This is a genomic window from Streptomyces niveiscabiei (genome assembly GCF_001419795.1).
GTDB lineage: Bacteria > Actinomycetota > Actinomycetes > Streptomycetales > Streptomycetaceae > Streptomyces > Streptomyces niveiscabiei.
In genome coordinates, this window is record NZ_LIRL01000296.1 from 14,518 (window position 1) to 38,398 (window position 23,881).

Annotated in this window: 19 protein-coding genes and 1 pseudogene; 9 read left to right on the forward strand and 11 right to left on the reverse strand. The window is 71.1% G+C overall.

Annotation, left to right across the window (positions count from 1 at the left end; translation table 11 throughout):
• Nucleotides 1–29: 29 nt before the first annotated feature.
• The 11 genes from AOK24_RS15405 to AOK24_RS15455 all read right to left on the reverse strand — a co-directional run bounded on the left by AOK24_RS15405 (nt 30) and on the right by AOK24_RS15455 (nt 13,046).
• Nucleotides 30–335 carry a hypothetical protein gene (locus AOK24_RS15405; protein WP_159051880.1) on the reverse strand — a complete coding sequence of 102 codons (306 nt, stop codon included), beginning with the start codon at nt 333–335 and terminating at the stop codon, nt 30–32.
• Between the two features lie 172 nt (nt 336–507).
• Entirely contained in the window at nt 508–2,580 is a 2,073-nt protein-coding gene (locus tag AOK24_RS15410) for a P-loop NTPase family protein (protein WP_055720638.1), read from the reverse strand.
• 19 nt (nt 2,581–2,599) lie between these two features.
• Nucleotides 2,600–3,100, reverse strand: coding sequence for a hypothetical protein (locus tag AOK24_RS15415; RefSeq protein WP_055720639.1), 501 nt, complete (start codon nt 3,098–3,100; stop codon nt 2,600–2,602).
• A 1-nt stretch (nt 3,101) separates the two neighbouring features.
• Nucleotides 3,102–3,914, reverse strand: a complete 813-nt coding sequence (locus tag AOK24_RS15420) for a hypothetical protein (protein ID WP_159051881.1) — start codon at nt 3,912–3,914, stop codon at nt 3,102–3,104.
• A gap of 281 nt (nt 3,915–4,195) precedes the next feature.
• A complete protein-coding gene (locus tag AOK24_RS15425) occupies nt 4,196–5,314 on the reverse strand; it encodes a replication-relaxation family protein (protein WP_159051882.1) in 1,119 nt (372 codons plus the stop codon).
• Nucleotides 5,315–6,299: 985 nt separating this feature from the next.
• Complete coding sequence (locus AOK24_RS47535; protein WP_055720642.1) at nt 6,300–6,824, reverse strand: hypothetical protein; 525 nt, start codon at nt 6,822–6,824, stop codon at nt 6,300–6,302.
• A gap of 92 nt (nt 6,825–6,916) precedes the next feature.
• Nucleotides 6,917–7,723, reverse strand: a complete 807-nt coding sequence (locus tag AOK24_RS15435) for a DciA family protein (RefSeq protein WP_055720643.1) — start codon at nt 7,721–7,723, stop codon at nt 6,917–6,919.
• Nucleotides 7,720–10,203 carry a hypothetical protein gene (locus tag AOK24_RS15440; protein ID WP_240553931.1) on the reverse strand — a complete coding sequence of 828 codons (2,484 nt, stop codon included), beginning with the start codon at nt 10,201–10,203 and terminating at the stop codon, nt 7,720–7,722. The genes AOK24_RS15435 and AOK24_RS15440 overlap by 4 nt, the downstream gene beginning before the upstream one ends.
• A gap of 808 nt (nt 10,204–11,011) precedes the next feature.
• The gene (locus AOK24_RS15445) at nt 11,012–11,311 is read right to left on the reverse strand and encodes a helix-turn-helix transcriptional regulator (protein ID WP_055720644.1); all 300 of its coding nucleotides are present in this window, start codon (nt 11,309–11,311) and stop codon (nt 11,012–11,014) included.
• A gap of 152 nt (nt 11,312–11,463) precedes the next feature.
• Entirely contained in the window at nt 11,464–12,720 is a 1,257-nt protein-coding gene (locus tag AOK24_RS45925; protein WP_079056822.1) for a helix-turn-helix domain-containing protein, read from the reverse strand.
• Nucleotides 12,720–13,046: a putative quinol monooxygenase gene (locus AOK24_RS15455; RefSeq protein ID WP_055720645.1), complete on the reverse strand. Its 327-nt coding sequence runs from the start codon at nt 13,044–13,046 to the stop codon at nt 12,720–12,722. Before AOK24_RS15455 ends, AOK24_RS45925 begins: the two co-directional genes overlap by 1 nt.
• A gap of 738 nt (nt 13,047–13,784) precedes the next feature.
• Here AOK24_RS15455 and AOK24_RS15460 point away from each other — a divergent pair.
• From AOK24_RS15460 to AOK24_RS15500, 9 genes and pseudogenes are all read left to right on the forward strand, one after another.
• On the forward strand, nt 13,785–14,042 hold the full coding sequence (locus AOK24_RS15460) for a WhiB family transcriptional regulator (RefSeq protein ID WP_055720646.1): 258 nt from the start codon (nt 13,785–13,787) through the stop codon (nt 14,040–14,042).
• 279 nt (nt 14,043–14,321) lie between these two features.
• Nucleotides 14,322–14,495: pseudogene (locus AOK24_RS50665) on the forward strand (DUF5999 family protein); the annotation flags it as partial.
• Nucleotides 14,496–14,758: 263 nt separating this feature from the next.
• The gene (locus AOK24_RS15470) at nt 14,759–15,130 is read left to right on the forward strand and encodes a hypothetical protein (RefSeq protein ID WP_055720648.1); all 372 of its coding nucleotides are present in this window, start codon (nt 14,759–14,761) and stop codon (nt 15,128–15,130) included.
• Nucleotides 15,131–15,275: 145 nt separating this feature from the next.
• On the forward strand, nt 15,276–17,432 hold the full coding sequence (locus tag AOK24_RS15475; RefSeq protein ID WP_055720649.1) for a DUF2637 domain-containing protein: 2,157 nt from the start codon (nt 15,276–15,278) through the stop codon (nt 17,430–17,432).
• A gap of 349 nt (nt 17,433–17,781) precedes the next feature.
• On the forward strand, nt 17,782–18,297 hold the full coding sequence (locus AOK24_RS15480) for a DUF6197 family protein (protein ID WP_206191206.1): 516 nt from the start codon (nt 17,782–17,784) through the stop codon (nt 18,295–18,297).
• Between the two features lies 1 nt (nt 18,298).
• Nucleotides 18,299–18,934 (forward strand): hypothetical protein, encoded by a 636-nt coding sequence (locus AOK24_RS15485; RefSeq protein WP_240553932.1) that lies wholly within the window; start codon nt 18,299–18,301, stop codon nt 18,932–18,934.
• A gap of 242 nt (nt 18,935–19,176) precedes the next feature.
• Entirely contained in the window at nt 19,177–20,871 is a 1,695-nt protein-coding gene (locus AOK24_RS50670; RefSeq protein ID WP_240553935.1) for a hypothetical protein, read from the forward strand.
• A 21-nt stretch (nt 20,872–20,892) separates the two neighbouring features.
• Nucleotides 20,893–21,273, forward strand: a complete 381-nt coding sequence (locus AOK24_RS15495) for a hypothetical protein (RefSeq protein WP_055720651.1) — start codon at nt 20,893–20,895, stop codon at nt 21,271–21,273.
• A 99-nt stretch (nt 21,274–21,372) separates the two neighbouring features.
• Nucleotides 21,373–23,703 (forward strand): hypothetical protein, encoded by a 2,331-nt coding sequence (locus AOK24_RS15500; protein ID WP_055720652.1) that lies wholly within the window; start codon nt 21,373–21,375, stop codon nt 23,701–23,703.
• Nucleotides 23,704–23,881 lie beyond the last annotated feature (178 nt).

The following is a 23,881-nucleotide window of genomic DNA, read 5'->3' on the forward strand; positions in this document are numbered from 1 at the left end:
CAAGGGAGTTCCCCCCTCGGTCGTGACGTTCAGTGCAGCGTACGGCGGGCTTGGCGCAGCTGGGTAACCGCTGTGGTCGTGTACTGGCCAGCCTGGTGAAGCGCGGTCACGGCTTGGTCGGTGGGTGGCCCGGGCCGGCTCAACTGCCCGTACGCGGCGGCGAGCTGTTGCAGGACGGTGGCGGCCGCGGTGTGGAGCCGGGTGAGGTCGTCGACGCCCTGGCGGACGGTCTGGGTGTGGCTCCACTCAGCCCGGCCGGCCTGCACGTCGCGGACAAGCCGCTCGAGCGCGTCGGCGGCGGCGCGGGCGTGCATAGATGGGTTCTGAGCGGTCATCGGCCATCTCCCCGGGGGTAGCAAATCGACGTGTCCGACCCGTCATTGCAGGTCACGACCTGTCGGTGACCTGACCGCGGCGGACAGGCCGACAGGCCGTACGGCGGGCCGGGCACGGTGCCGGACAGGACATGGACAGGCCATGACTGGACACTGACACGTCGGGGACAGGTCATGACAGGGCGCCTCGGATGTCGGACAGCCGGTACGCGGTCGGTCGCCCGGGTGCGTCGGAGCGGACAGTGGGGATGTCGAACCCCTCTTTCTTCAAACGGCCCTTGAGGTTACGGCCGATCATCGCGAGCCGGTCGTCGCGGTCCTCCCAGCGTCCCCAGGCGGCCGGGTCGGCGGCGACCATGTGCTTGGAGAGCTCCGCGACCGTCAACATCTCCGGATCACGCTCGGTAGCGAAGATGTCGAGGAGCAGGCGGACGGTCTCCGGCAGCGCGGCCGCCGCCGGCGCCGTGCTCACGGGCGTCTCCAGGCGGGGCAGCCCGGCGGCGATGCGCTCCTTCGTACGGCGGTCGGCTTCGGCGGGCGGCAGCGGGGTGACGTACCGCAGGATGGGCGTGCGGTGCCGGGGGGTGATGCAGTAGAAGCGTCCGGCGTCCGCCGGGAAACCAGGCTCGGGAGAGGGCACCAGCAGGTGCGGCAGCCAGCCCTTGGACACGGCGTTGCGCTGGCCGACCACGAGCGGCACGTCGTCCTGGCGGCACGGCAGCATGATCCGGATGGGGAAGGCGTCCGCGACAGCGTCGGACAGGACGTCGCTGGTCGCGTCCTGCGTCATCAGCACGATCGTGATCATCGCCTCGCGGCCGAGGCGCAGCAGCTGGATCGCCAACTCCTTGCCCCGGTCGCTCAGCTGAGGGAACTCGTCGATGAAGCAGATGACGGCGGGCCCATCCGGGGTGGGCTCCCACATGTCCTGAGTCGGCGGCATGGACGCGATCCGGGCGGTGGCCCGCGCCAGCAGCGCCTCCAGGACCTTCTCCGCCTCCTCCGGCGTCCGGGCGGTCATCACGGCGGCCGGCGCGAGGGTCTTCAAACCGCGCTTGGCCGGGTCGACGTCGACCACGACCGCGTCCCGGCAGGCCGTGATGAACTCCGCGAGGGTCTGCACCAGAGCGGTCTTGCCGCCGCCGGTGTCCGCGACGACGATCACGTGCTGCCCGGCGAGCACCACCGGGGTGGTCTCGCCCTCGATAGAGATGCCGAGGGAGACCTGGCTGCGGATGGTGCACGAGCCGGGCGCCCGCTCCGGGTAGGGCTGCGGTGTGGCGAACGGGTCCTGGGTCAGGACCTGCATGCTGGCCAGCGCCGCGTCGTTGGGGTCGGCGGCCTGCGCCATCACCCGCGACTCGCCCACGCGCAGCGTGACCGCCACCTTGGGCAGTGCCTTCATCAGATCGGCCGCCGGGCCGTCCAGGACCAGCGGCACCTTCCACCCGAACGCGAACTCCTCGGGAACGAGCACCTCGGAGACCCGCACGCCGTGCTTCGCCAGGGCGAGCTGGACCGCCTCGCGGGCCCGGCGCGGGTCACGGCCGGCCTCCCGGATCGCGAACGGCTCGGGCTCGGCTTCCTCGGACAGCTCGGTGTGCGCGGGCGGCGCGGGCGGGGTGAACAGCAGCCGCGGCACCGGCGGCCGGCGCCGGGTCGGGCGGCGGCCCTGCTGGAAGGCGAGGAGCAGGTAGAGCAGGACGGCGGCCACCGTGACATAGGCCCCGGCGCGCGGGGCCAGCGACCACAGGCCCGCCCACACCACGAGCAGCCCGAGGATCCACCCGAACGCGGCGCGGTGGCGCACGGCGACCGCCTGGCCCCGGCCGATGGCGAGCATGTCGGAGGTGAGCTCGGTGTGCTGGAAGCTCTCCAGCCCGATCTTCATGGACAGCTGGGACCACTGCATCATCCTGTACGCGATGATCGGCGAGGAGCCGCCGCCGCCCCCGAAGTAGCCGCCGTAGCCGCCGTATCTCCCGCCGTAGCCTCCGCCGCCGCGCTTCTGCATGTGCATGCGCTGCATCTGCATCTGGGTCTGGAGCCGCTGCTGCTGTTTGAGCAGCCCAATGTTGGAGTTGACCTCGCCGCGGAAACGCGTGCGGATCTGGTTCCACTGGCGCCACTGATCGTTGAGCAGCCGGTGCGCGATGTGCGTGTCCGTCAGGTCCTCGCCGTGCCACCAGCGCGCCCACTCGGCGCGGATGTGGCGGCGCCCGTCGCCGAGCGTCCCGCTGGCCATAGCCTTCTCTCCCCCGTGCTCAGATCGAGTGGATCAGGATGTCGCCGACCGTGTTGCCGCTGGTCCTGATCAGGCCGAGCGCCATCCCGATCAGTCCCGCCGACGCTCCGAGGAACACGCCGACTGCGGCGCCGCGCAAAACGGGCTCCTTCAAGTCGTACCTGCCGGACTTGATCAGCCCGGCGTACAGGGCGAGCAGGCACAGCCCGGCTATGGCCCCGCCGACGGCGACCTTCTCGCCGCCGGTCACCGGTCCCTGGGCTCCGGCCTTGGCAACCGCGCCGGTGGCGCCCTCCAGGGCGTAAGTTCCTATGCCGTCGCCGAACGCCGCAGCCGCGCCGCCCATGACGCCGAACAGGCCGCCACCCAGGAACAGCAGGGCGGCCAGCGCCACGCCCGCGAAAAAGTGGATCTTGGGCGTGGGATCGCCGCCTCGCCACCTGCCGATTTGGTAGAAGAGGAGGACCAGGCCAAAGGCGACCGCGCCGATTCCGCCGGCGGTGGCTCCGACGTCGTTCATTTCATGCTCCTGTCAGGAAGTGCACCGCGCCGCGCCAGACCGCGCGGACGACGGAGATAGCGAAACTCCAGAGGGCCACGGCGACGATCAGCCGCATCACGTAGCCGATGACCGGGGTGGACCACGCCTTGCCGAACAGGCGGATCAGCGCGATGACCAACCAGCTGATCAGGTCGCTGAATGCGGAGGCCAGCCAGCTGCCAATCGGCAGCACCATGAGCAGTCCCAGCAGCAGGGCGAAGATCAGGACGGCCCCGAGCGGGGCGAAGATCCCGTCTTCGCTGATCCAGGCAGTCATCCGGTCGACGCTGGTGTGGCTGCGCCAGGTCACCAGCAGCGAGATCAGGATGGCGGGGACGTTGTACTTCAGCCGCAGCCAGCGCAGATCGGCCTTGGGCTTGGCGCCCGGGGCGTGCGGGTCGGGCAGGCGCGAGGTGATCGCGTCGCTGATGTACTCGCCGATCTCCACGGCGGCCGCGATGCCCTCCTGGCCGTGCGTTGCCCAGGTGTCGCGCATCTCGCCGCGCACTTGGTCCCCTTGCCAGAACGTTCCTGCCGGGTCGCCGCCCTCGCCCTGGTCGGGGCGGCCTGCCTCGAGCGCCCAGTCCGAGCCCGGCCTGTGCGGGGGCATCGGCGGCGCGGCGGGCGGAAGGGGAGCTGCGGCACGCCACCAGTCATCGGCCGTACCGTCGGCAGCGGGGGCGGGGTCCATCTCGGGTTCCACCGGCGCGCGCTGCATGGGCACTTCAGGGGGCAGCGGCTGCCGTACGGCAGCCGGGTCGGGGGTGCCGGCTATCTCTCCGTCGTCGCTCATGCCGCACCGCCGGAGACGTACGTGCCGATGGCGGGGCGGGGCAACGGCCAGGACCGGGTCCCGCTGTTGGTGGGACGGCGCGCGCCGTCGACGACGATGTCCGTCATCCAGCCGGGTCCTTCCTGGTGGGGGTCTGCGGTGGGCGTCGTTCGAGCGATCCGGCCACCGCGGCTCGATCACGTGTAGCAATCTACGCTCCACGCCCCGTGAGAACACAGGGGCTTCTACTGCAACTCGCCGCTCCCACCAGCACATTCACCACAGATCCGCACCAAAGGCACTCAGGTATGGCGCCGTCCGAGCAGGCCGTCGCGACGCTGGTCGTCGCGCACTGGGTAGGCACGGTGATCGTCGGGGTTGTCGAGGGCCTGGTCCAGCGTCTCGAGAAGGTCGTGACCGTAGCGCCACCACACCGGGCCGTGGGGACCCTTGTCGGCCAGCAGCGCCAGGGTGGTGGCGAGCACCGGGACCGTGCCGGTGTAGTCGCGGTAGCCGTCATGCTCGTTCTCGGGGCCAGTGTGATGGGTGTGCCACAGGCCCTGCCAGTGCTCCTGGGACAGACGGCCGACCTCTCCGATGCGCTCCTGCATGATGCGCGGCCCGACCTGTTTGGTGAACACGATCGCGACGGGCGGGAAGCCGCCGCGGCCGGAGTCCTCCCACAGCGTCGACCACATCGGCACCTCGAAGCCTCGATGGTCAGTCACGCCTCGATGGAAGAACCGCCGGTAGCGGGCGATCTTGTCCGCTATCTGGGCGGGCGGCTCGGTGTGGTTGTCGACCTCCACGAACAGCACCGGGACACCGTCCTCGGGGGCGATCAGCACCGCGTCCGCGCGCAGGCTGCCCCGGCCCGGTGCGGTGAACGTCCCCGTGATCGGGAGGCCGACCTCGGTGGTCCAGCCGCGTAGCTTCCCCAGGCCCGCCGGACGGACCCCGGCCTGCCGTGGCGGCCTCGCAGGGACGGCAAGCCGGGGGCGAGGAACCGGCTTCGTGGGCAGCGGCTCGGACTGGCGGAACGCGTCGATCGTGTCCGTCACCTTCAGCGCGTGGGCCGCGCCGGCCTTCGCCGCGTCCCGGGCGGTGCCGCCCATCTCCCGCAGCGGGCGGTCCAGTTCGGTCGCGGCCGCCGCGAGGCCTGCCGCAGTGAGGTTCCACAGCTGTTCGTTGACCGGATGCCCCGACTTGCCCGGGCGGCTGGTCGACCCGACCGACTCCACCAGGCCAGCACCCTTGAGGTCCTTGCAGGCGTTGCGGACCGTCTGCGTATCCGCCGTCCCGGGCAGCACCAGCTGGCGCAGCTGCGAGGCCGTTGCCACCTTCACCACGCCCAACGCCAGCAGCACCAGGGCACGCGCTCGCGCCGTCGACCCGTACGGCCACCGCCGTGTCCCGCCCACTTCTGATCCTCTCCCCTTCCAATTCGTCCCACCGCGCAATGTGCTGCTCCGGAGCCACCCTCCCCCGAGACGACCACAGACAACGAGGTGGGAGCCGAAGGTGCTGGTCAGGCCCTGATGCATGGGCTGAGCTGCACGGACGGAGCTTTACAAGCCCATGATCACTGTAGGGAGGAGTGTAGGGGGCACTGTAGGGCGATCTATAGGGGAAATAACTGCCGTCCGCCCGCTTGCGCTGCATCTCGCTGCGCAACTGCCGCCCGATGCGCACCGGGTGCACCATTCGCCCCGCCAGCTGCTGCCGTCTGGCAGCGCGTACGGCACCGGGGTCTGCCCGGAGTCCGGCCCTGCCGCCCCGGGGCGGCAGGGCGGCCTGTCCAGCATGTCACCGCAGGTCGAGGCCTGCCCAGGGCCTGGCAGCGGCGGACAGGTCGCCACGTCGTACAACAGGCTGGGACAGGCCGAGGTCACGCTGGGGACAGGTCAGACCGCGAGGCTTACCAGGACAAACGCCCACGTGGGCAAGCCTTCTACGAGGCAGACGACGTGCTGCGGCACACGATCACCGTCGACTTCAACGGCCAGCCGTACGCCACCCGGCACCCGCCCACCCCCGAAGAGCTCGCGCGCCGCGAGTAGCCGGGCGCGGCCGGTACGGTGCCCACGACGACGTCGACAGCAGCATCGTCGTGCTCATCATCGGCTGGGCAGGGTTCATCGGCGCCGGCCTGGTCGCCATGTACTTCCTCGGGAACGCCCTCTGGTCCGCGCCGGGCGACCGCTTCCACGTCGGCGGGGGCAGCGACCGCAGGGCGTCTCCGGCTCGCGCTCGCGCGGTGTCGGCCGGTCCCACGGGTCCACCTGATCCGTCATGCGCTTGTCTCCGTTCTCACTGTGGTGGCGAAACCATGCCGTCATGCGCGACGCCCGGGGCGCCGCTCCGTGCCGGGCGACCGCTTCTATCTCGAAGCGGAGTGCGATGCGGTCAGACGTCAGCCCATCGCTCCTGCGCGGTGATCCATTCCCGGCGGGCGTAAGCGCGCACGGCGTCCCGCTCGGCATCGGTGCAGCCGTTCTCCAGGGTCGGCGGGATGTCACCGGTGGTGCTGGTCCCGTGCTGATGGTCGTGGCCGACCAGCTCGCCGGCGACGTCGGAGGCGTCGGTGCGCAGCTCGACATCCTTCGGCACCGGTTTGCCGTCCTCCTGGTAGGGGCGCGGCAGGTAGCTGCCGCGCCCGTGGCACAGGGCGAGCGCGTCCAGGACGGCCGCGGTCTCCAGCAGGTCGTCCCGGCACTCCCGGGCCAGGTTGCCGACCTCGGAGTCGACGAAGTCCTGGTAGCCGGCGGTGTGCGCGGCCGCCAGGCGCCCGCGTTCCATGACATTGGAGTACAGCAGGACCGGGATGAGTTCGCCGATGCGGACCAGGTGCTTGCCGTACGCGGCCTGAGCCGCTCGGCTGGTCGACCAGCCCGGCCACGGCTCATCCGGGGAAGCTCGGTGTGCGCTCATACCGCGGGAAGTTACCCACCTCTCAGCAGCGGTGAAGCCGGAACCGGCCATCCCTGTCCCGGCCTGCCCGGCTGCGCCTTCCGGCACCCGGCTCACGCCGTGGTCCGCAGTTCAGCGGGCTGCGGGGCGGCGGCCGTACCGGACTGCCGGGCAGCACGGTCTTTGCGGGCCTGGCGCAGGGCCGCGATCCGGGTCTTTTCGGCGTCGCGGCGGCGCTGGGCTTGAGCTGCCGCGATCGAGGCCGACGCCTCGTCAGGATCGGGAAACGCACGGGCGCTCAGCTCACGCATCGCACGGGTCTGCCGCTCGACAGCCTGAGCGATGCCCGGGTCCGCCAGGGAGGGCGCGGCGGCCTGGCGGTGGGCGGCGAGCGCGCGGTGGTAGCCGTCGCTGGCCAACTCCCGAGTCTTCACCGGGCCCTTGGGTGCCTCCGGGGCCTGGACGACGTCGTCGTCCGGGGCGGGCGGCGGCACGGAGCCCGGCGCGAGGATCCGCAGACCGCGCACGACCGTACGGCCGGCCGACGCGTTGGCGGCCTCGATGATCCGGGCCTGCTCCAGCCGGACCTTCGTCGCCCACGCCGGCGACTCCGGGCACACGGTGAGCCGGCCGGAGTCCGGGTCGTAGCCGACCGCCACAACGTGCCCGACAAGCTCGGGGGCGATGGCCTCCCACCGCTCGCGCAGCGTGGCACCGGCGGCCGGGAGCTCCCAGGCCCGCTCGGTCACCAGCGCGCCGATCGCCATCCCGAGCCCCATCGGCTCGCGCCCGTCGCGCCGTACGACCGTGGTGGTGCGCCGCTTCGGCTTCTTCGTCTGGGTGGCGCCGTTCTTCTTCGCCGCTTCCCGGGCCGCGACCAGGGCCTGGCGCGCGAGGTCGACGCCGCTCAGCTCGGTCATGCGATCACCGCCGAGGCCGTGCGCGGGGCGAGCTCGCGCAGCTGCTCCAGCCGTGTCGTGAGCAGGTACTCGGCTACGCGCTCGCGGGCCGTGTCGGCGGCCCTGGTCGCGGCCGCGATGGCGTCGGCGCCGTTGGGGTTGTGCTTGAACCAGTGGCGGCCCTGCTCGGTCTTGTACGCCCGCCGGGCCTCCGTCTCGGCTTCCTCGGTCCGTCCCAGCATCGCCAGGGCGGTGTCCTGGAACTCCGCAACGGCCTGCTGCGCGGTCTGGAACGCGGCGAAGGCGTACGCGTCCTGCGCCGCCTCCGGATCGGCCTCCAGGGCGGCCACGTCGGTGATCTCCAGGAACTCCTGCCACGCGGCGGCGACGCTGTCGCCGATGGCCGCCCGGGCCTGGTCGGCGACGGCCGCGACGCTGCCCGGGTCGGCCAGGTCGGCGGACCAGACCGCCGCGAAGAGCCCGGCCTCACCGATCAGGGTCTCGGTCTGACGGCGGTGGTCGCAGCGCTCGCACAGCCCGGCCGCCCGCTGCTGCCCGCAGTCCTCACACGGCAGGGCCTGGCGCACCGCGTCGGCCGCGGCCGCGGCAGCCCGGTCGGCCTCCGCCCGCTGTGCCGCTTCCGCGCGGGCGGCATCCCGGCGGGCCTGCTGCGCGCGGGCCTGCTCCCGCCGCCACACCAGGTCCTCCGCCTCGATGGCCGCCTGCTCGCGCAGCCGCTCCTCGAGGACGCGCCGCCGCTCGCCGTCGGACAGGCCAGGCAGCTCCCGGTCGATGTCCGCGCCGATCCGCGCACGGCGAGCCCGCCGGAAGTGAAGGACGTTCCCGCAGTTCTCGCAGTCCTCCCCGGTGTCCAGCCGGACCCCGTCATCGCACTTGCGGTGCGAACACGCCTGCCGCTGGGGCAGACCCCGCCGGATCAGCCACGGGAACGGCTTGTCGACCAGGGCCTCGCCGCCGGTCTCCTCCAGGCGGTCGGTGAGCCGGTCGGCCAGCAGCCGCGGCGCACCCTCCGGCGCCACACCCAGGCCGGCCAGCTGCGCCAGCTCCGCCTTCGTGGCCGCCTCCACCTGGTCCTGCTGCCACCCGGACAGCCGCTCCCACAGCCACGCCACCGGCCCCAGCGCCACCCGCAGACGAAGATCAGCAGGCAGGCCCACCCTCCGCTGCTGCTGCGCCTTTTCCCACCCCGCGGCCTTCGGCCGGCCACCGGCCCCAGCCCCGGCAGCTCGCTGCCCATCCCGCTCATCGACCGGGGACTCCTTCGGCTGTTCCCCGCGAAGCGGGCCGCCCCCGGCCACCGGCGACCCGGTCCCGGCAACGCCGCTCTCGCCGTCGGCGGCCTGGTCCTCGCCCGCGCACGCGCGCTCCGGCAGATCACCGGACCCACCACGGCCTTCGCCGGAAAAACCACCAGAGAGCTGCAGAGGAACGACGGGAGTAACCAGGTGAGGGTGGTCAGTGTGAAGGGCTGCCGCAACGTCGGGCTCTGCAACACCAGTCACATCCGTCACCGGCACGCCGCTGATCTGCGATTCCGTCTCCAGGTCCGGTGCCTGAACAGGCCCTGCCGCAACGTCGGGGTCTGAAAACTCGGGCTCCAGGGCCTCCGCACGGTCCTCCTGGACGTCGTCGGCGACCGTACGGCCGTGCGCGGCGGCGACCGCCGGCACCATCAGCCGCGACCGGTTCGGCATGCCCGAGCCCGTCTTCAGACGCACCCGCAGCACCAGCTCCCGGTCCTCCAGGCGCTCCAGCACCCGCTCCCCCGCCGACGCCGTGCAGCCCAGCATCCGGGCCACCGTCGCCGCCGCCCGGCCGCGCTTGGTGTCCACCGTCCCGCCGCACTGCCGCACCCGCCCGGACTCCCGCGCCTCCAGGACCAGCAGCAGCAGCGCCAGCCGGTCCGTGGCCGCGCCGCGACCGGTACGTGTACCGATCAGCCCGGCCGGGATCACCGAGCCGTCCCGCAGCGTCCAGCCCGGCGCCATCACGGCCTCCAGCAGCCGCAGCAGCGTCGCGTACTCCTTCTTCGCCAGGTTCAGCGGGTGCCCGGCCACGTCCTGCGCCGCCCACAGCGGCAGCACCTGGCACTTCAGGCCGACGTCCTGGCCGTACTCGCCCTCCGCCGTCTCCACCGACACCACACCCGAGCGGCGCAGCACCGGCACCACCTCGGAGGCCGTGTACGACGCGGACAGCCCGAGCCACCGCCCCAACTCCGGGGTGCGGATCTCCACCACACCGGTCTCCGACGGCGTCCGCGACGCCAGCACCAGCACCGCCAGGCGCACCGCGTCCGACGCGCCGTCCAGGCCGGCCACGTCCAGCAGCGAGCGCACCGCGCCACCCAGACGGGCGCGGGCATCCCGACCGAGCGACAGCGGATGACCCGCCGCCCGCTCCGGGACCGGCCCGGCCGGGACGGACAACTCCGTACGGGGGCGCGCGAACGCTGCGGTCGGTGCCGCCACGGCGCTCATCGGCCCACCCGGACGGACGAAACAGAGATCATCTCGGCAGCCTTGCGCAGGCCACCTGTGGACAGAGTCCGAGCAGCGGTGAAACCCCTGCTCCCTCCCGCCCGGCGGGCAACAACTTCCGATCGCGTCCCGCCCCACGGGACGGAGCTCCGGAACACCGCGGCGGTCGGCGCCGCCAGGAGGACATGGGCCCCCCTCTCGGTATAGGCGTCGCGGACCAGGGTCGGTGTGGCACTCCACCCCGAAGAATCTTCGTGACTAATGCCGCGAACAGGACAAACAGGCTGTGCGAATCCCGTCACGCGGGAAAGGCGGGGGGCTCGAACCGGTGTGAATCGGGCACGGTCAAGCTGACAGGGGGACACCACTTCGGGCACTATGAGAAACGACCTGCTCTCCATATAGCTGGACCGACCAGAGCCCCTCGGGGCTGGACCGACCTCCAGGTGTGCGGATGTGTCAGGGGCCGCCCCCTTCGCGAGAAGAGAGCGGACACCGATCGGGCGGGGGGAGATTTCTCCGTCCCTCCCGGTCCTGCTGAACCGCGTGGCCCCTGTGGTGGGGGCACCGCGGGTGATGCGGGGCGGTACTGATCTGGCTGTGGTGGCCGTGGTTAGTGGCCGGCGGTGCACGTGGCCCTGATGAGGGGCCGATGGGAAATGTGCGGCTTGATAGCCGCGGCTCAGGACCAGCTACGAACTGGGACCTGAGCAGCCGACGCGGTGGTTACTCCGGTCGGTAGACGGGCCGCGCGAGGCCAGCGGGAGGTTAGTCCGCTTCTTGGCGCGCGCGGCCGATGGCCACTAGGTCATCCCGACCCCCTGGATTCAGAGGCTGGCGTCGGCATGCCCGCATCCGGCTTCGCGGCTTCGGGAAAGCGTTCCGCGAGTCGATTGAGCAGGTGCATGTAGACACCGCGGTGCGGACGTCGGGGATGGGTCTGCCCCAGCTCCCAACGAGCCACGGCAAGGCGCTTCACGCCCACGGCCTCCGCGACCTCCTGCTGCGTGAGGCCAGCAGCGAGGCGCAGGTTCGCGCGCACAACTGGCGGCGGCAGGACGTCGTCCACGAGGGCGTCGACCCGCTTCAAGCGGTCCGGGTCGGTCACGGCGCAGCCTTTCAAGATCGATGGTTCCCTGAAAGATACACCACGCGATCTCCGTCGGGGAGTGAGCAGCGTGCTGAGCGAGCCCGATAGGGTCCGTGCACGTGGCCCGCCTCGAGGGAAGAGGCAAGGGGTTCCGGGGACGAAGCCTTGACTCAATCAAGAGCATCGGCTCGTTCTGCCAGCTCAAGAAGTTCTCGCGGGGCATTCGGGCCAGCGATGAGGACCAGCTCACGGATCGTCGCGCGGGCGGCCTGGTGGGTCTGGATGGTCTCCGGAGCGACTACTTCGGCGCGCAGCAGGCAGTCGAGGGCTTCCCCGCCGTGTCGCCTCTGCGCGTGTGCTCGCCCCAGGTCCATCAGCAACCGACCTTGCCGTTCGGGCGACAGTTCGTCGGCATCTATGGCGAGGCCGATGTCCAGGGCCTCGCCAGCATCACCGAGATCGACCGCAGTGCTCACCGCCTGGATTTCGACGTTGACGGGGCCGAACTCCAAGTTGAAGTCATTGCGGTTCTCGCCCAGCTGAGCTGCGATAGCGCGGGCCTTGGCGATCTCGCTCTTGGCTTCGGCCCTGGCGCTGGCGCGCGCGTGCACCAGCGCCAGGGCCAGGTGAAGGGAGCCCAGGACCGACAGAGCCTCCGGCGAGTCGCTGCCGTGATCCTCCAGGGCATCAATGGCTGTGCGGGCCGCGTGTTCGGCCTGACCGAGGCTGCGAAGCCGAACAAACGCCTGCACCATGCGGAAGACGCTGGCGCAGACGTGCAGCGGTTCCCCCGACCGTTCTGCAGCGAAGACGGCACGATCGGCCGCGACCCACGCGGCGTCAGCCTCGTCTTGCCTGACGAACGCGGCCGACAGTGCCTGGTAGGCCCGGGAAGTCAGCAGATACAGCTCGGGTTGGCTGTCCGCGGGTCCCGTACGCGCGGCCTGCTCAAGTGCAGGGAGCAGTTCCACTGCCAGGGCGCTGACCTGAGCAAGACGCCCGGCGTGGGTCAGTTCCCACAGGTCGTCGACATCACGGCGCAGGTTCTCGACGGAGCTGCCTTCGTCACCGGCAGGACCGGAGAGCAGCGTGCGAAGGGCCGGGTGCCCGGAAATGAGCCTGCGGGTCTCGTCCAGGTCGTTGGACAACGAGAGCGGGGCGGGAGGCGATGACTCCCCGCCACGGTCGGCCGGCGCCCCGGGACGCAACTGCTGGACAGACACGCCCAGCTCATCTGCGAGTTGTTGAAGCAGGTCGACACGCTGTACCGGCTGGACACCGCGTTCGACCTGGGACATCCAGCTGCTCGTCTTACCCAGCGCCGCCGCGAGTTCGGTCTGGGTACGGCGCCGTTCCTTGCGGAACTTCTGGACGCGTTGGCCGAACGCACGATCGTTAGGGTCGACGTCCTTCCCCGTTGGCTTCATCACCCCTCCGCCCCGGGGCGCTTGCTGAGACCTCCCAGCTCGTTCAGGAAAGTCACCTCGGTGCTGGCCAGGTACTGCTCGCGTGTGTCGAGGAAGTGCCTGGTGTGCGCCTCGCTCTCGTGCGCCTGGAAGGCGTCACGGTCGGCATAGAGCTCGTAGAAGACCCGCACCAGCGGTTCATCGACCGGCTCGTGCACGACGTAGACGAGCGTGCCGACCTCCCCGCGGATACCGACGGCGGTCTGCTCCACCAGCTCGTCAAATCGCTGGGCAGCTTCGCTGTCTCGCAGGGTGAACCGCACTGTCAGTGCAAATCCGCTGGGCACGGGCTGCCTCCCTCTCTCTGTCCGCTGCGTCACGGACACATTCTCACACTGAGCCCCTCGGTGCTAGATAGCACTTGCACTGTTGACTAGCACTGAAAGTGCGACTAGTTTCGAGAGTGCGCCCGGAAGTTCCCCCTCCACGGAGGTGTGGCCAAGGAAGCGCCTGTTTCTTGAGAACTCCACAGCGTGATCCACCACAGCTACGACAGCCGTGACCACACCGGCTGAGGTGAGTGGAGACCCGTCGTGCGGTGCCATTACTCCTGGTGGTGGCAGTCGGCACGTGCATTGACCCGTCGGGCGCGCTCTTGTAGCGCGGCCTGAGCTAGCTCCAGTCAGGTGCTCATCACTGACGGCGAGTACGGAGGGCCGGCACCCCCACGACGCTAAAGAACGACGCGGCTTCAACCTTTCGCAGACCCGCCCGGACGGATCTCCCGGCGGTAGCGGTCCGCGTCTATCGAGATCCGGCACTTCACTCGGGAGGTGCCGCGCAACCCGCAGCTTGCGCTGCCCGTCGACGACCGCCTCGCCTCTCGCGAGCCGGTGGCCGGCGGAGTGCGCAGGACGCATTCGAGTCCCGCACTAACGACGACAGCCCCGGCGCTTGAGACCCCCGGGGCTGTCCAGGACCTGACTGGAGGACCTGATGCCCACCAGCATCGCACGGAACGATGGCGACTCCGACCCGATCATGGACGAGGCCCTGCGCCGCGTCCGGCAGGGGAAGTGACCGGCATGGACTGGCGACACAACGCGGTCTGCCGCGAAGAGGACCCGGAGCTGTTCTTCCCCATCGGCAACACCGGCCCGGCGCTCCTGCAGATCGAGGAGGCCAAGGCCGTCTGCCGCCGCTGCCCGGTCATGGACCAGTGCCTCCAGTGGGCGCTGGAGTCCGGCCAGGGCGACGGCGTCTGGGGCGGGCTTTCCGAGGCTGAGCGTCGGGCGATGAGGCGCCGCGCCGCCCGCAACCGGGCGCGGCAGGCGTCGGCATGACCGACGCCGACCAGAAGCGCCTGGAGGACGCGGTCCGCCGGACCAACGACAACCACGCCTTCGGTCGCCGCGCTCACGGCTGACCGCACGACGGGACGGAAACCCAACTTCCATCCCGCGCAACGCTGTTCGACCAGGCCGGTCGCCCGCACCACGGGCGGCCGGCCTTTCGCACGCCTCCAGCCCGGGAGACGATCTCGGGCTCGCCCTGTAGGAGAGCTCATGCGTACCAGCACCCCGCTCGACACCGCGACGACCGGCACTCGACTGCCGGACTCGCTGTGCACGCACACCCCGAAGTGCCCGACGGCCGACAGCCCGGACCGGGAGGCCGCGCACGTCGTGGCCGCCCGCCCGGAGCAGGGCTGGAGCCTTCTCTGCAACGACGTCGTGCTCTTCGACGACACCGGCGAGTTGCTCCCCGACGGCCGGATCGTCGATCCGCACCGGCCCACTGGCACCACGCTGCCTCTCCGGCTCGCGGACACCCACGCGCTCATCGGAGGCACGACCCGCAGCGGGAAGACCGGCGCCGCCGCGCTCCTCCAGGCGGCGTCCCTGGGTAGCGCCTCCAGCACCTCGCGGTCGGCCTGACGGCTGCCTGATCTGCCCGCACCGCCCGCCGAACTCCTGGCGGCCGGGACGGGCGGTGACGGGGAGCCGGACAGTCCGGACCCACCGGCCCCGGCCGGTGTACGCGATGTGAGGAGAGCACGTTGACCCAGCCCCAGTCGCAGGCCGTGCAGCCCAAGGTCACCTACACCAGGGGCGACTTCGTCGTGTTCCGCGACGTCGAACGGTTCTGGCTCGGCAAGCCCGGCCACACCTTCGTCGGCCGCGTGGAGCGGTCCTGGCAACACGTCGACAGCGGCAAGGTCCTGTACGACGTGACCGAGCTGAGCAACCTCCGCTACGTCGGCGGTGTCGACCCCGACTACATGCGGCTGCTCCCGCCGGCCGACGCGATGGCCGACATCGACGTCGCGCCGCTGAGCGAGCCGGACACCGGGGCGATGAGCCCTGCCGCCGTCGCCTGGCTGCGCCAGCACCTTGGACAGGACAGCAGCAAGCTGCCCGACCGGCGCTGACCCTGACCCTCAGCAGAACGGCCCTCCGAGTCCTCGGCATTAGCGCTGCCGGGGCCTCGGAGGGCCTGGTCACAACCCTACCGACCGACGCCGACCCGCGGTGGCCTCTTGCACGAGGCGCCGGAGTAAGAGAGGACACCACCCCGTGGCCAACACCAAGACCCGTCGCAGGCGCCAGCCCGCGGCTTCACCGCCTCGAGGCGCCGGGCGCGCCAAGGCGCCGGCGGCTCCGGCCGCCATCCCCGCCCAGGCCGTCTCCGAGGAGACCGTGCCGCTGGTGTTCGAGGAGGCCGACCCGCTCCTGGCCGACGCCGCCGACCGCGCCGCCGACCTCCGGGACCTGGCCGCCGACGACGCCGCGCGCATCCTCGCCGACGGCGAGACCCGCGCCGCCGAACTCCTGGACGGCGCCCGCTCGGTGGCCGCCTCGATCACCGAGGCGGCCACCACCGAGCAGGCCCGCCTCCTGGCCGACGCGCAGACCGACGCCGACCGGGTCCGCACGGAGGCCGCGACCAGCGCGGCCACCGACGCCGACCAGGTCCTGGCCGACGCCGACGCGAAGGCCAAGCAGCTGCTCGCCGACGCGCGCAGTGAGGCCGACACCGTCACTGCGACGGCGTCCGGCAACGCCGACCAGGTCCTGGCCGACGCCCGCGCGGCTGCCGAGCAGCTGCTCGCCGACGCCCGCGACCAGGCGCAAGAGGTCACGACCACGGCGGCCTCGAAGGCCGACACCGTGCAGGCGGAGGCCGCGCAGGTCCTCGCCGACGCGGAGACCCAGCGCACCGAGCTGCTCACGGCGGCGGAGCGCACCGCGGCGGAAACCCGCAGCCGGGCCGCCGTCGACGCCGACCAGGTCCTTCAGCGGGCGCGGAGCGAGGCCGACCGGCTGCGTGAGAGCGCGGACGGTCAGGCCGCGCAGGTGCGGGCCGGAGCCGAGAAGGCCGCGGCCGGCCTTCGCCAGGACGCCGAACGCGCCCTGGCCGACGCCCGTACCTCCGCTGAGGAGCTGCGGGCGGCCACCGACAAGGACGTCACCAGGCTGCGCGAGCAGGCGGAGACGGACACGGTGGCGGCCCGGGAGGCGGCGGCCAAGGCCACGGCCGACAAGGCCGCCGCCGAACGCGCCCTGGCTGAGGCGGAGCGGGTCCTTGAGGCGGCGACGGACCGCACCGTGCAGCGGGCCCGCCGCCGGGAGATCCGGACCGAGTCCCGCGCCAAGCGGCGCAAGGCCCGCGCCGACGCCCGGCCCGCCGGCGGTGTCCCGCCGCTGTCCGGGCAGGAGCTGGTCCTGGTCGTCGGGATCGTCCTGGCGGCCGCGGTCGTCTCCACCCTCGGTCTGCTGTCCTCCTACACCGCGCTGGAGGCCAAGGCGGCGGCGTGGGGCTGGGACTGGCCGTGGCTGCTGCCGGTCGGCATCGACGTCGCCATCCCGGCGTTCACCGGCGCCAACCTGGTCCTGATCCGCATGGGCATGGAGCTGCGCTGGATCCGCTGGGTGCCCCGGGCGCTGACGGCGGTGACGGTCTACCTGAACTGGAACGCCTCGGACTCCGCGGCGGGCCGGATCGGGCACGCCGCCCTCACGCTGCTGTGGGTGATCTTCTCGGAGATCGCCTCCCACGTGTACGCGACGCGGATCGGCGCGGTCACCGGCAAGAAGCGGATGGAGACGGTGCGGCGCTCGCGCTGGATCCTCGCCCCGATCCCCACCGCCCGGCTTCGCCGCCGGATGATCCTGTGGGAGATCACCTCCTACGAAGAGGCGCTCACCCGCCTCCAGGAGCAGACCTGGCTGCGGGCGCAGCTCAAGGAGGACTACGGCTGGAAGTGGCGCTGGAAGGCTCCGCTGGAGCAGCGGATGGCGCTCAAGCTCGACACCGCGCCCGCCGCGCTCGCCGACACGCTCACCCCCGAGGACACGCTCACCGTCGAACGGGCAGAGGAGACCGAGCACGCTCACCCCGACATGAGCGCGCTCACCTCGGGCGAGGTTCGCGGCGAGCGTGAGCGCCCGGCGCTCACCTCCGGCGCTCACGAGGGTGAGCGCGGCACGGAGGAGACGGACGCTCAGCGAGCGGAGGGCGCGCTCACGCGCAGCGAGACGGACGCGCTCACCGAGCGCCGCCGCGCTCGTATCCGTCGGCTCTACACCGAGCTCGGGCGCCGACCCGAGTGGACGGAGATCCGCGACGCGCTCACCGACGCGGGCCTGGACGGTACGAACGGCACCCCGGTCTCCCGCCCGACCGCTCAGCGCCTGCGCGCTCAGGTCGAAGAGGCCACCCCGGGCGCGTAGGTGAGCGCCCGGTGAGCGCCGACACGCTCACCCCCGGCAGTCCCCTGCCGCTCATGGTCGCCCCCGGTCCGCGCTCACGCTCCCGAGCGTGAGCGCGGACCGGTGACGGCCACGGCCGGCAGGCCGCTCGCCCGCACCGTGCCCCGAGCGCGGGCGGGCCCGGCCGTTTCCACTGGAAACGGCGCGCACACCGCCCCGTGCCACGGCCGCACTCGTCTCCCTGTACTGAGCTCGGGCATCGCCCCGACGGACGGAGATCCGCGCGCGGTTCAAGCACACGAGGACCCCCGCTGAAGCGTGATCAGCGGGGGTCCTCGGCTTGTCCACTCACGCAAGAAAGGAGCACAGCATGGCACCCACGACGACCGGGCCAGCCCCGAAATCTGGGCGCTTCACCCGTACGACGACCCCGCCGGCGCCCGCGCTGGCACCCCCCGCGGTGATCCCGCCGGCCCTGGAGATCTGGGCGCCCGACCCCCCGACCTGGGGCCAGCGAATGATCCCCAAGGGGGTCCGGTCCGCGATGGCTGACCTGGGGCTTTGGCAGGAGCCGCGCCCCCTGCGGCCCTCGTATCACCTGGTCCAGGTGATCGAGGTCCTCACCCGCTACGGCTGGTGCCAGTCCTTCGATTTCTCCCCCACCGGACGTATGTGCATCAGGGGTGCCCAGACCTTTCTGGAATCCACCGGGCACGTCACCACGATCGACCGGGGGAAAGCAGTGAATTACCTCCAGACGCAGCTGTCACGCCAGGGCGTGAACATGCGGTTCTGGGAGTGGAACGACCTTTCGCACAACAATTTTCGAGGTGTAGAGGCCATGATCTCTGCGGCCTCTGACCTGGCGCGTAGGAACGGAGACTGAAATGACACCGGAAGAAGAGAGGGCATTCGAAGGAATTCAGGCCGGAATGGCGGCAGGAATGGCCTTCGGGAACAGTGCTCCGGACGCGTCCCCGTACGCCGATGAGGGGCCGTACGGAACCCCGGTCGTAAAGCACAAGAAGGCCGGTCTGACCCGCCGGGGGAAGGTCGCCATCGCGGTGGCCGGAGTGGCGATCGTCGGTGGCGGAACCATTTGGTTCCAGGTCCATTCGGCGGCCGTCGCGAAGGATGAGAAGGAGGCCGCCGCCCTCCAGGTCCAGATGAAGAAGCTGGAACTAGAGGAAATGAAGATCAGGAACCAGCAGGCGAGTTCCGACAAGAAGGCCGCGACCGCCTCCGCCGAAAAGATCCAGGCGGCCGTCGACAAGTGTGTGAAGGACTCCGCGCACCTGATCGGCAAGGGGTACGGATCGCCCTCGCGGGGCGACGTCGTAGCGGACTGTAAGCAGCAGTACGAGTCCGTCGACGGGTCCGGCATGGAGGCCGCGGGCAACGCCCAGGCCGCCGGTAACGGTGGGGGCGGCGGGATCAACTCCCCCGCCCTGCTGGGTCTCGTTGCGGGCGGTGGCCTGGCCATTGCGGTGTTCGCACGCAAGGGCAAGAAGGCTGACGCGTAGTCACGCACGGTGATTAATTACTCCCTCCCTCCTGAGCGGAGAGCGCCGCAATCGGGTTTCCATGATCCGGTTGATCGGCCGCTCTCCGCCGGGAGGTAAGGAGTAAGGAACCACTGGCAACCACGGAGAGTGAGGAAGAGATGGCGACCGATACGGTGCCCCCGGCCCCCGCAGGGCCACCCGATCCGCCCACTTCGCCGGCCGCCAGCACCGCGCCGGCGCCAGCCGGAGACACCGGCATCATGGCCGCCCTGATGGCCGCTGTGGAGCCCGCCCGGCCGGTCACCACGACCGGCGCCGGGGCCAGGCCGGACGGTGACGACCCGGCCGCGAAGGCGGACCCCGACGGGGTGGTGGACCGCTCTACCCCGGGCGTCACCAGCGAGCAGTTCAAGGCCCCGCAGGACCTGAATGGGGCCGGTGACGCGGCCGGTGCCCAGCACAAGGAGGGCGTTTTCAAAACGCTGATCCGGGCGGGCGCGACCCGCTGGGCAAAGGGCGGCGGGGCAACGAACAAGCGGCTGGACCTGGCGAAAGCCAGGGCTGGCGCGCACCAGGTGAAAGAGACCCGGACCACCACGGTCATGAAATCGCCTGGACTTCCCACCCGGAACGGCTCCGGAGGGGCTGGTGGAGGGGGCCGGAATTCCGGCGGAAGCGGTGGTGGAAATTCGGGCCGTAATTCCTCCGGGAACGGCTCTTCGGGCACCGGGCGCGGCGGAAGCGGCGGCGGCACCGGAGGCGGCGGGCGCGGCTCGAACGGGAACGGAGGGTCCGGCGGCGGGCGCGGCACCAGCGGAAATGGTGGCGGAGGTTCGTCGAAGGAAACCGGCTCCAAGGGGGCGAAGGACTCCGCGAGCAAGGGGAAGGACGGTTCCTCGGGGAATCCGGGGGCTGGCGGAAAGGCGGGCAAGGACGGAAAGCCCGGCACCTCCGGAACCGGCGGCGGATCGACGTCGGGCGGATCGTCCGGCGGTAATTCCGGCACCTCGAAGGACACGGCCGACAAGGGCCAGGGCGCGAAGACCGACCTGACGAAGGGCGGTGGCGGCCAGGGTTCGGGCGGCTCCTCCGGGAGCGGCGGCGGGTCCGGTTCGAGCGGCGGCGCCGGCAAGGACGGCAAGAGCGGCAGCAGCGGCTCGGACGGGGCCAGCGGGACCGACAGCCGGACCCCGCTCCAGCGTTCGCGGGAGGTCGGTCACGGTGACGGCTCCGCGGTCCGGGACGTGGTCGACCACGTGGTGGCGTACGCGAAGGGCACGAAGGACGGCTACCAGGACAAGAAGGAGGAGAACGCCAAGGAGCACGCGCGGCTGGATGAGGCGCACGCCGACCAGAAGGCGAAGCGGCGGGACCCGAAGCAGGACGACCCGGAGCAGCAGGAGACGACGGTCACCGGTCCCAGCGGCCAGACGATCGTCATCACCTCGGATGAAGGAGACGACGGAGTGAGCACGGACGTGAAGCCCCTCCTGGTCAAGGAGATCGACGCGAACACGCTGACCCTGGGCACGGACGGCGCCCGTGGGTCGGTCAGCCGCAAGGAGCTCCGCAACTTCAAGCAGTACGAGCGGAAGCTGGAGGCGAAGGAGGACCACCTGATCAAGGTGGCCGACGCGTGCAAGCAGCTCGAAGCCGCTGCGGAGGATGAGGCGAGGGACTGCCAGCAGCTCGCTGAGCAGGCGAAGGCCGTCAAGGGCGGGGAGAAGCTGGCCGCGACGCTGACGAAGCTGGCCGACGCGGCGAAGGCCCAGGCGGCGGAGGCCGCCGAACTCCACAAGCGCGCGACGCGGGCGGCGGAGATGTGCAAGGTCGTCCTGACCAACATCGGGACCAGGTACGCGCCGCTGTACAAGGCCGTGGTGGACAGCGACGAGACGAAGCCTGCCGAACTCCGCTTCTACAACGACAAGGGCTCCTACGCGCCCGCCGCGTAGGACCGGACGGGAGAGCCGATCATGGCGGAGCTGACGTACAAGGTCCTGGTCCGGAAGGTCCAGGCGAAGGAGAAGGCCCTGGCCCGCAACGCGGAGGGCGTCAAGAAGGCCGCGGAGAACATCAAGGAACTGGCCGACGACACCGCCTCCGACGCGGACGCGCTGGGCGCCAAGAGCGTGGACCGCGACTCCCTGGCGGAGTGCCAGGAGCTCTCGAAAATCATCCGCGGGGTGTCGGACGGCGCGATCGACTACGCGTCGAAGACGGCCGACACCGCGAAGGCCGCGAAGGCGGCGGGCGACCAGGCCCGCACCACCCACGCCGGGTTCCAGGAAGCCTTCGACCGCTCCAGCGTGACGGACCTGGAGAAGGTCTCGCGCGACTGGTTCGAGCAGGAGTAGCACCACCCACCACCGGCGCGGCCGGTCCGGGGATCGCATCCCCCGGGCCGGCCGCGCCCCTTTGCGGATCACCCCGTATCCAGACAGGAGATTCCCTCGATGTCCACCACCATCAAGACCGTGCCGAACGCGGAGCCTGTGGAGCGCGCCGCCGCTGCGCTTCAGATCGTCCTCCCCGTCGGGGTGGGCATCCTGGCCCCGTTCCTTGACCCGAACGCCGCCCTCTACGCCGGGGTCGGCTTCCTGGCCGGTGCGACGTTCGCCGGCGCCAACTACATGAACCGCCTGGGGCGCTGGGCGAACCAGCTCCCGGGGATCGACATCGCGCGGGCGCACCGCGACACCATGGGGATCTCCACGATCACCACCGGAATGGGTCTGGCCCTGGGGCAGTTGGGCGGAGCCGAGGCGTCCGAAGCGCTGATGGCCGGTGTCTTCGAGCCGACCACCATCCCGGGGATCCTGTCGCTGGGATGGTGGGCCGCGGTCGTCTTCACCGGCTGGCGCCTTCGCCGCGTCTTCGGGCGACGGAAGATCGAGGTGGAGCAGGCGTCGGTGCAGAGCGGCCCGGCCAACACCGGCACCCCGGCCGCGGTGTCCCTGGCCGACAAGATGATCGCGGCCTGGGGGCGCGTGATCAGCGACCCGAAGAACGGCCGCCACAAGAACCAGGTGTTGTCGGATGTCGTGATCTACGCCGACCGCTGGGAGGGCCGGATCACCGCCGCCCTCGGGGACTCCGTCAACGTGGCGAAGGAGACCGTCTCCAGCCTCTTCGGCCGCTCGATCGAGGACATCACCATGAAGGTGGGTGCGCACTCCGGCGAGGTCTTCCTGACCGTCTGGTACACCCAGCGTGCGGAGCTGGACCCCTCCACGCTCCAGGGCGCTTGGAAGCGCGTCCAGGCCCGGGTGCTGCCGAAGACGCACCTGGAAGAGGTCGGCGAGGACACCAACACCGGCGGCCAGGTGGCGCGCGTCGTGGCCGACGACGACCTGGACGCCCTCCCCCGCGTCGTCAACCTCGGAGAGCTGGCGGGCGCGCTGCGCCGCTCCATCGACCTCGTCTCCTACGAGCCGGGACGGCGCGACCCCAGGCGCGCGATCATCCGCGTCATGGACCACAACCCGCTGGAGGCCGGCCACGACTTCCAGGGCCTGGACTCGCTCAAGGCCACCCCGGGCGGCTGGGTCAACATCGGGAAGATCGTGAGCGGCTTCCCCGCGAAGATCCAGCTGTTCGACCCGAAGCTGGGCGCCCTCCACGTCGTGATCGCCGGTACCACCGGCTCCGGCAAGGGAGGCACGGGCCAGATGATCAGCCTGGCCTACCACGCCAACAAGATGGCTCAGATCTACGGCGACCCCAAGGGCGCCAGCAACCCCGCGATCCCGAAGATGGCCGCCTACAGCGGCCTGACCCAGGCCGGGGCCCTGGGTGCCATGCGGATCTCGTGGTGGGTCCTCCAGCATCGGATCGAAGAGGCCGCCCGCCTGGAGCTGAAGAACTTCGAGCCGACGGCTATGCGCCCGTACTGCGCCACGATCCTGGACGAGGCCGCCCAGATGCTGGCCCCGGGCGCACCGAACCGCAAGGAAGCGGTGAAGATCGTCAAGGACGGCGCCTCCCTGACCCGCTCCATGGGCATGCCCTGGGTGCTGATCAACCAGACCGTCAACCTGGACCAGCTCGGCAGCGAGCAGGCGATCCGCGCCAACCTCCTGGCCGGTGGCACCTGGATCATCCTGCGTACCGACAGCGACCAGGTGAACCTGGGCGACCTTCCCCCCGGCTTCGAGGGGATCGACCCCTCCCTGATCCCGCCGGTGTGGGTGGAGGAGGACGACTCGCTGGTGTACGACCCGACCATGGCGGAGTCGGACCCGCGCCGCACCTTCGGCCTCGGCTACGTCGCAGCTCCCGGCGGGCGCGCGGGCATGATGCGCATCGACACGCTGGAGGACGCCACCGGGCACATCCGGCCGGAGAACATCCTGGCCCCGGTCGACGTGCCCTGGTGGGGCGACGAGGCGTACATGGAGGAGCTGGCCATGACTCCCATCCCAGGCTTCGAGGAGAAGGACGGCGAGGGTGGGACCGGCGAGGCCGGGACCGTGTTCGCCGGAGTCAACCTCCCGAAGGTGTCCAACAAGGAGCTGACGTCGGAGGAGAAGGTCCTGGCCGCCCTCCGTGACGAGTCCGACCCCATGTACGTGGACATGGTCGACGAGGGCGACGAGATCGAGCCCGGCGACGTCGACTACGTGGAGCGGGGCCAGCTGCTGGCCGCCTGCGGGGTGACGGAGTCGACCTTCGCGAACGTGCTGAACAAGCTGGAGAAAGCAGGAAAGATCCACCGGATCAAGGACGGCAAAGCCTCGAAGGTGGCCCTGGGCAGCCGACCGGAGGCCACTGACGAGGCCGCCTGACCGTTTCCACTGGAAACGGCCCGCCCGCACCGCCCGCTGACCTGACGCCCTGCCCGGTCCTCGCCCCGCCCCGCACCCCGGGGCCGGGGCGAGGACCGGACAGGCCGCCTGGCCGAACGCACCACCCGTGCCACCCGCTGCGCCCCGCCGACCAGCACGACGTCGGCGGGGCGCAGCG

Coding starts and splice junctions, on each gene's coding strand:
- AOK24_RS15415 (WP_055720639.1), bottom strand. CDS start 3,100: ATGAACGACGTCGGAGCCACCGCCGGCGGAATCGGCGCGGTCGCCTTT.
- AOK24_RS15420 (WP_159051881.1), bottom strand. CDS start 3,914: ATGAGCGACGACGGAGAGATAGCCGGCACCCCCGACCCGGCTGCCGTA.
- AOK24_RS15480 (WP_206191206.1), top strand. CDS start 17,782: ATGGCACCCACGACGACCGGGCCAGCCCCGAAATCTGGGCGCTTCACC.
- AOK24_RS15440 (WP_240553931.1), bottom strand. CDS start 10,203: ATGAGCGCCGTGGCGGCACCGACCGCAGCGTTCGCGCGCCCCCGTACG.
- AOK24_RS15485 (WP_240553932.1), top strand. CDS start 18,299: ATGACACCGGAAGAAGAGAGGGCATTCGAAGGAATTCAGGCCGGAATG.
- AOK24_RS15495 (WP_055720651.1), top strand. CDS start 20,893: ATGGCGGAGCTGACGTACAAGGTCCTGGTCCGGAAGGTCCAGGCGAAG.
- AOK24_RS15435 (WP_055720643.1), bottom strand. CDS start 7,723: ATGACCGAGCTGAGCGGCGTCGACCTCGCGCGCCAGGCCCTGGTCGCG.
- AOK24_RS15460 (WP_055720646.1), top strand. CDS start 13,785: ATGGACTGGCGACACAACGCGGTCTGCCGCGAAGAGGACCCGGAGCTG.
- AOK24_RS50670 (WP_240553935.1), top strand. CDS start 19,177: ATGGCCGCCCTGATGGCCGCTGTGGAGCCCGCCCGGCCGGTCACCACG.
- AOK24_RS45925 (WP_079056822.1), bottom strand. CDS start 12,720: ATGAAGCCAACGGGGAAGGACGTCGACCCTAACGATCGTGCGTTCGGC.
- AOK24_RS15410 (WP_055720638.1), bottom strand. CDS start 2,580: ATGGCCAGCGGGACGCTCGGCGACGGGCGCCGCCACATCCGCGCCGAG.
- AOK24_RS15500 (WP_055720652.1), top strand. CDS start 21,373: ATGTCCACCACCATCAAGACCGTGCCGAACGCGGAGCCTGTGGAGCGC.
- AOK24_RS15405 (WP_159051880.1), bottom strand. CDS start 335: ATGACCGCTCAGAACCCATCTATGCACGCCCGCGCCGCCGCCGACGCG.
- AOK24_RS47535 (WP_055720642.1), bottom strand. CDS start 6,824: ATGAGCGCACACCGAGCTTCCCCGGATGAGCCGTGGCCGGGCTGGTCG.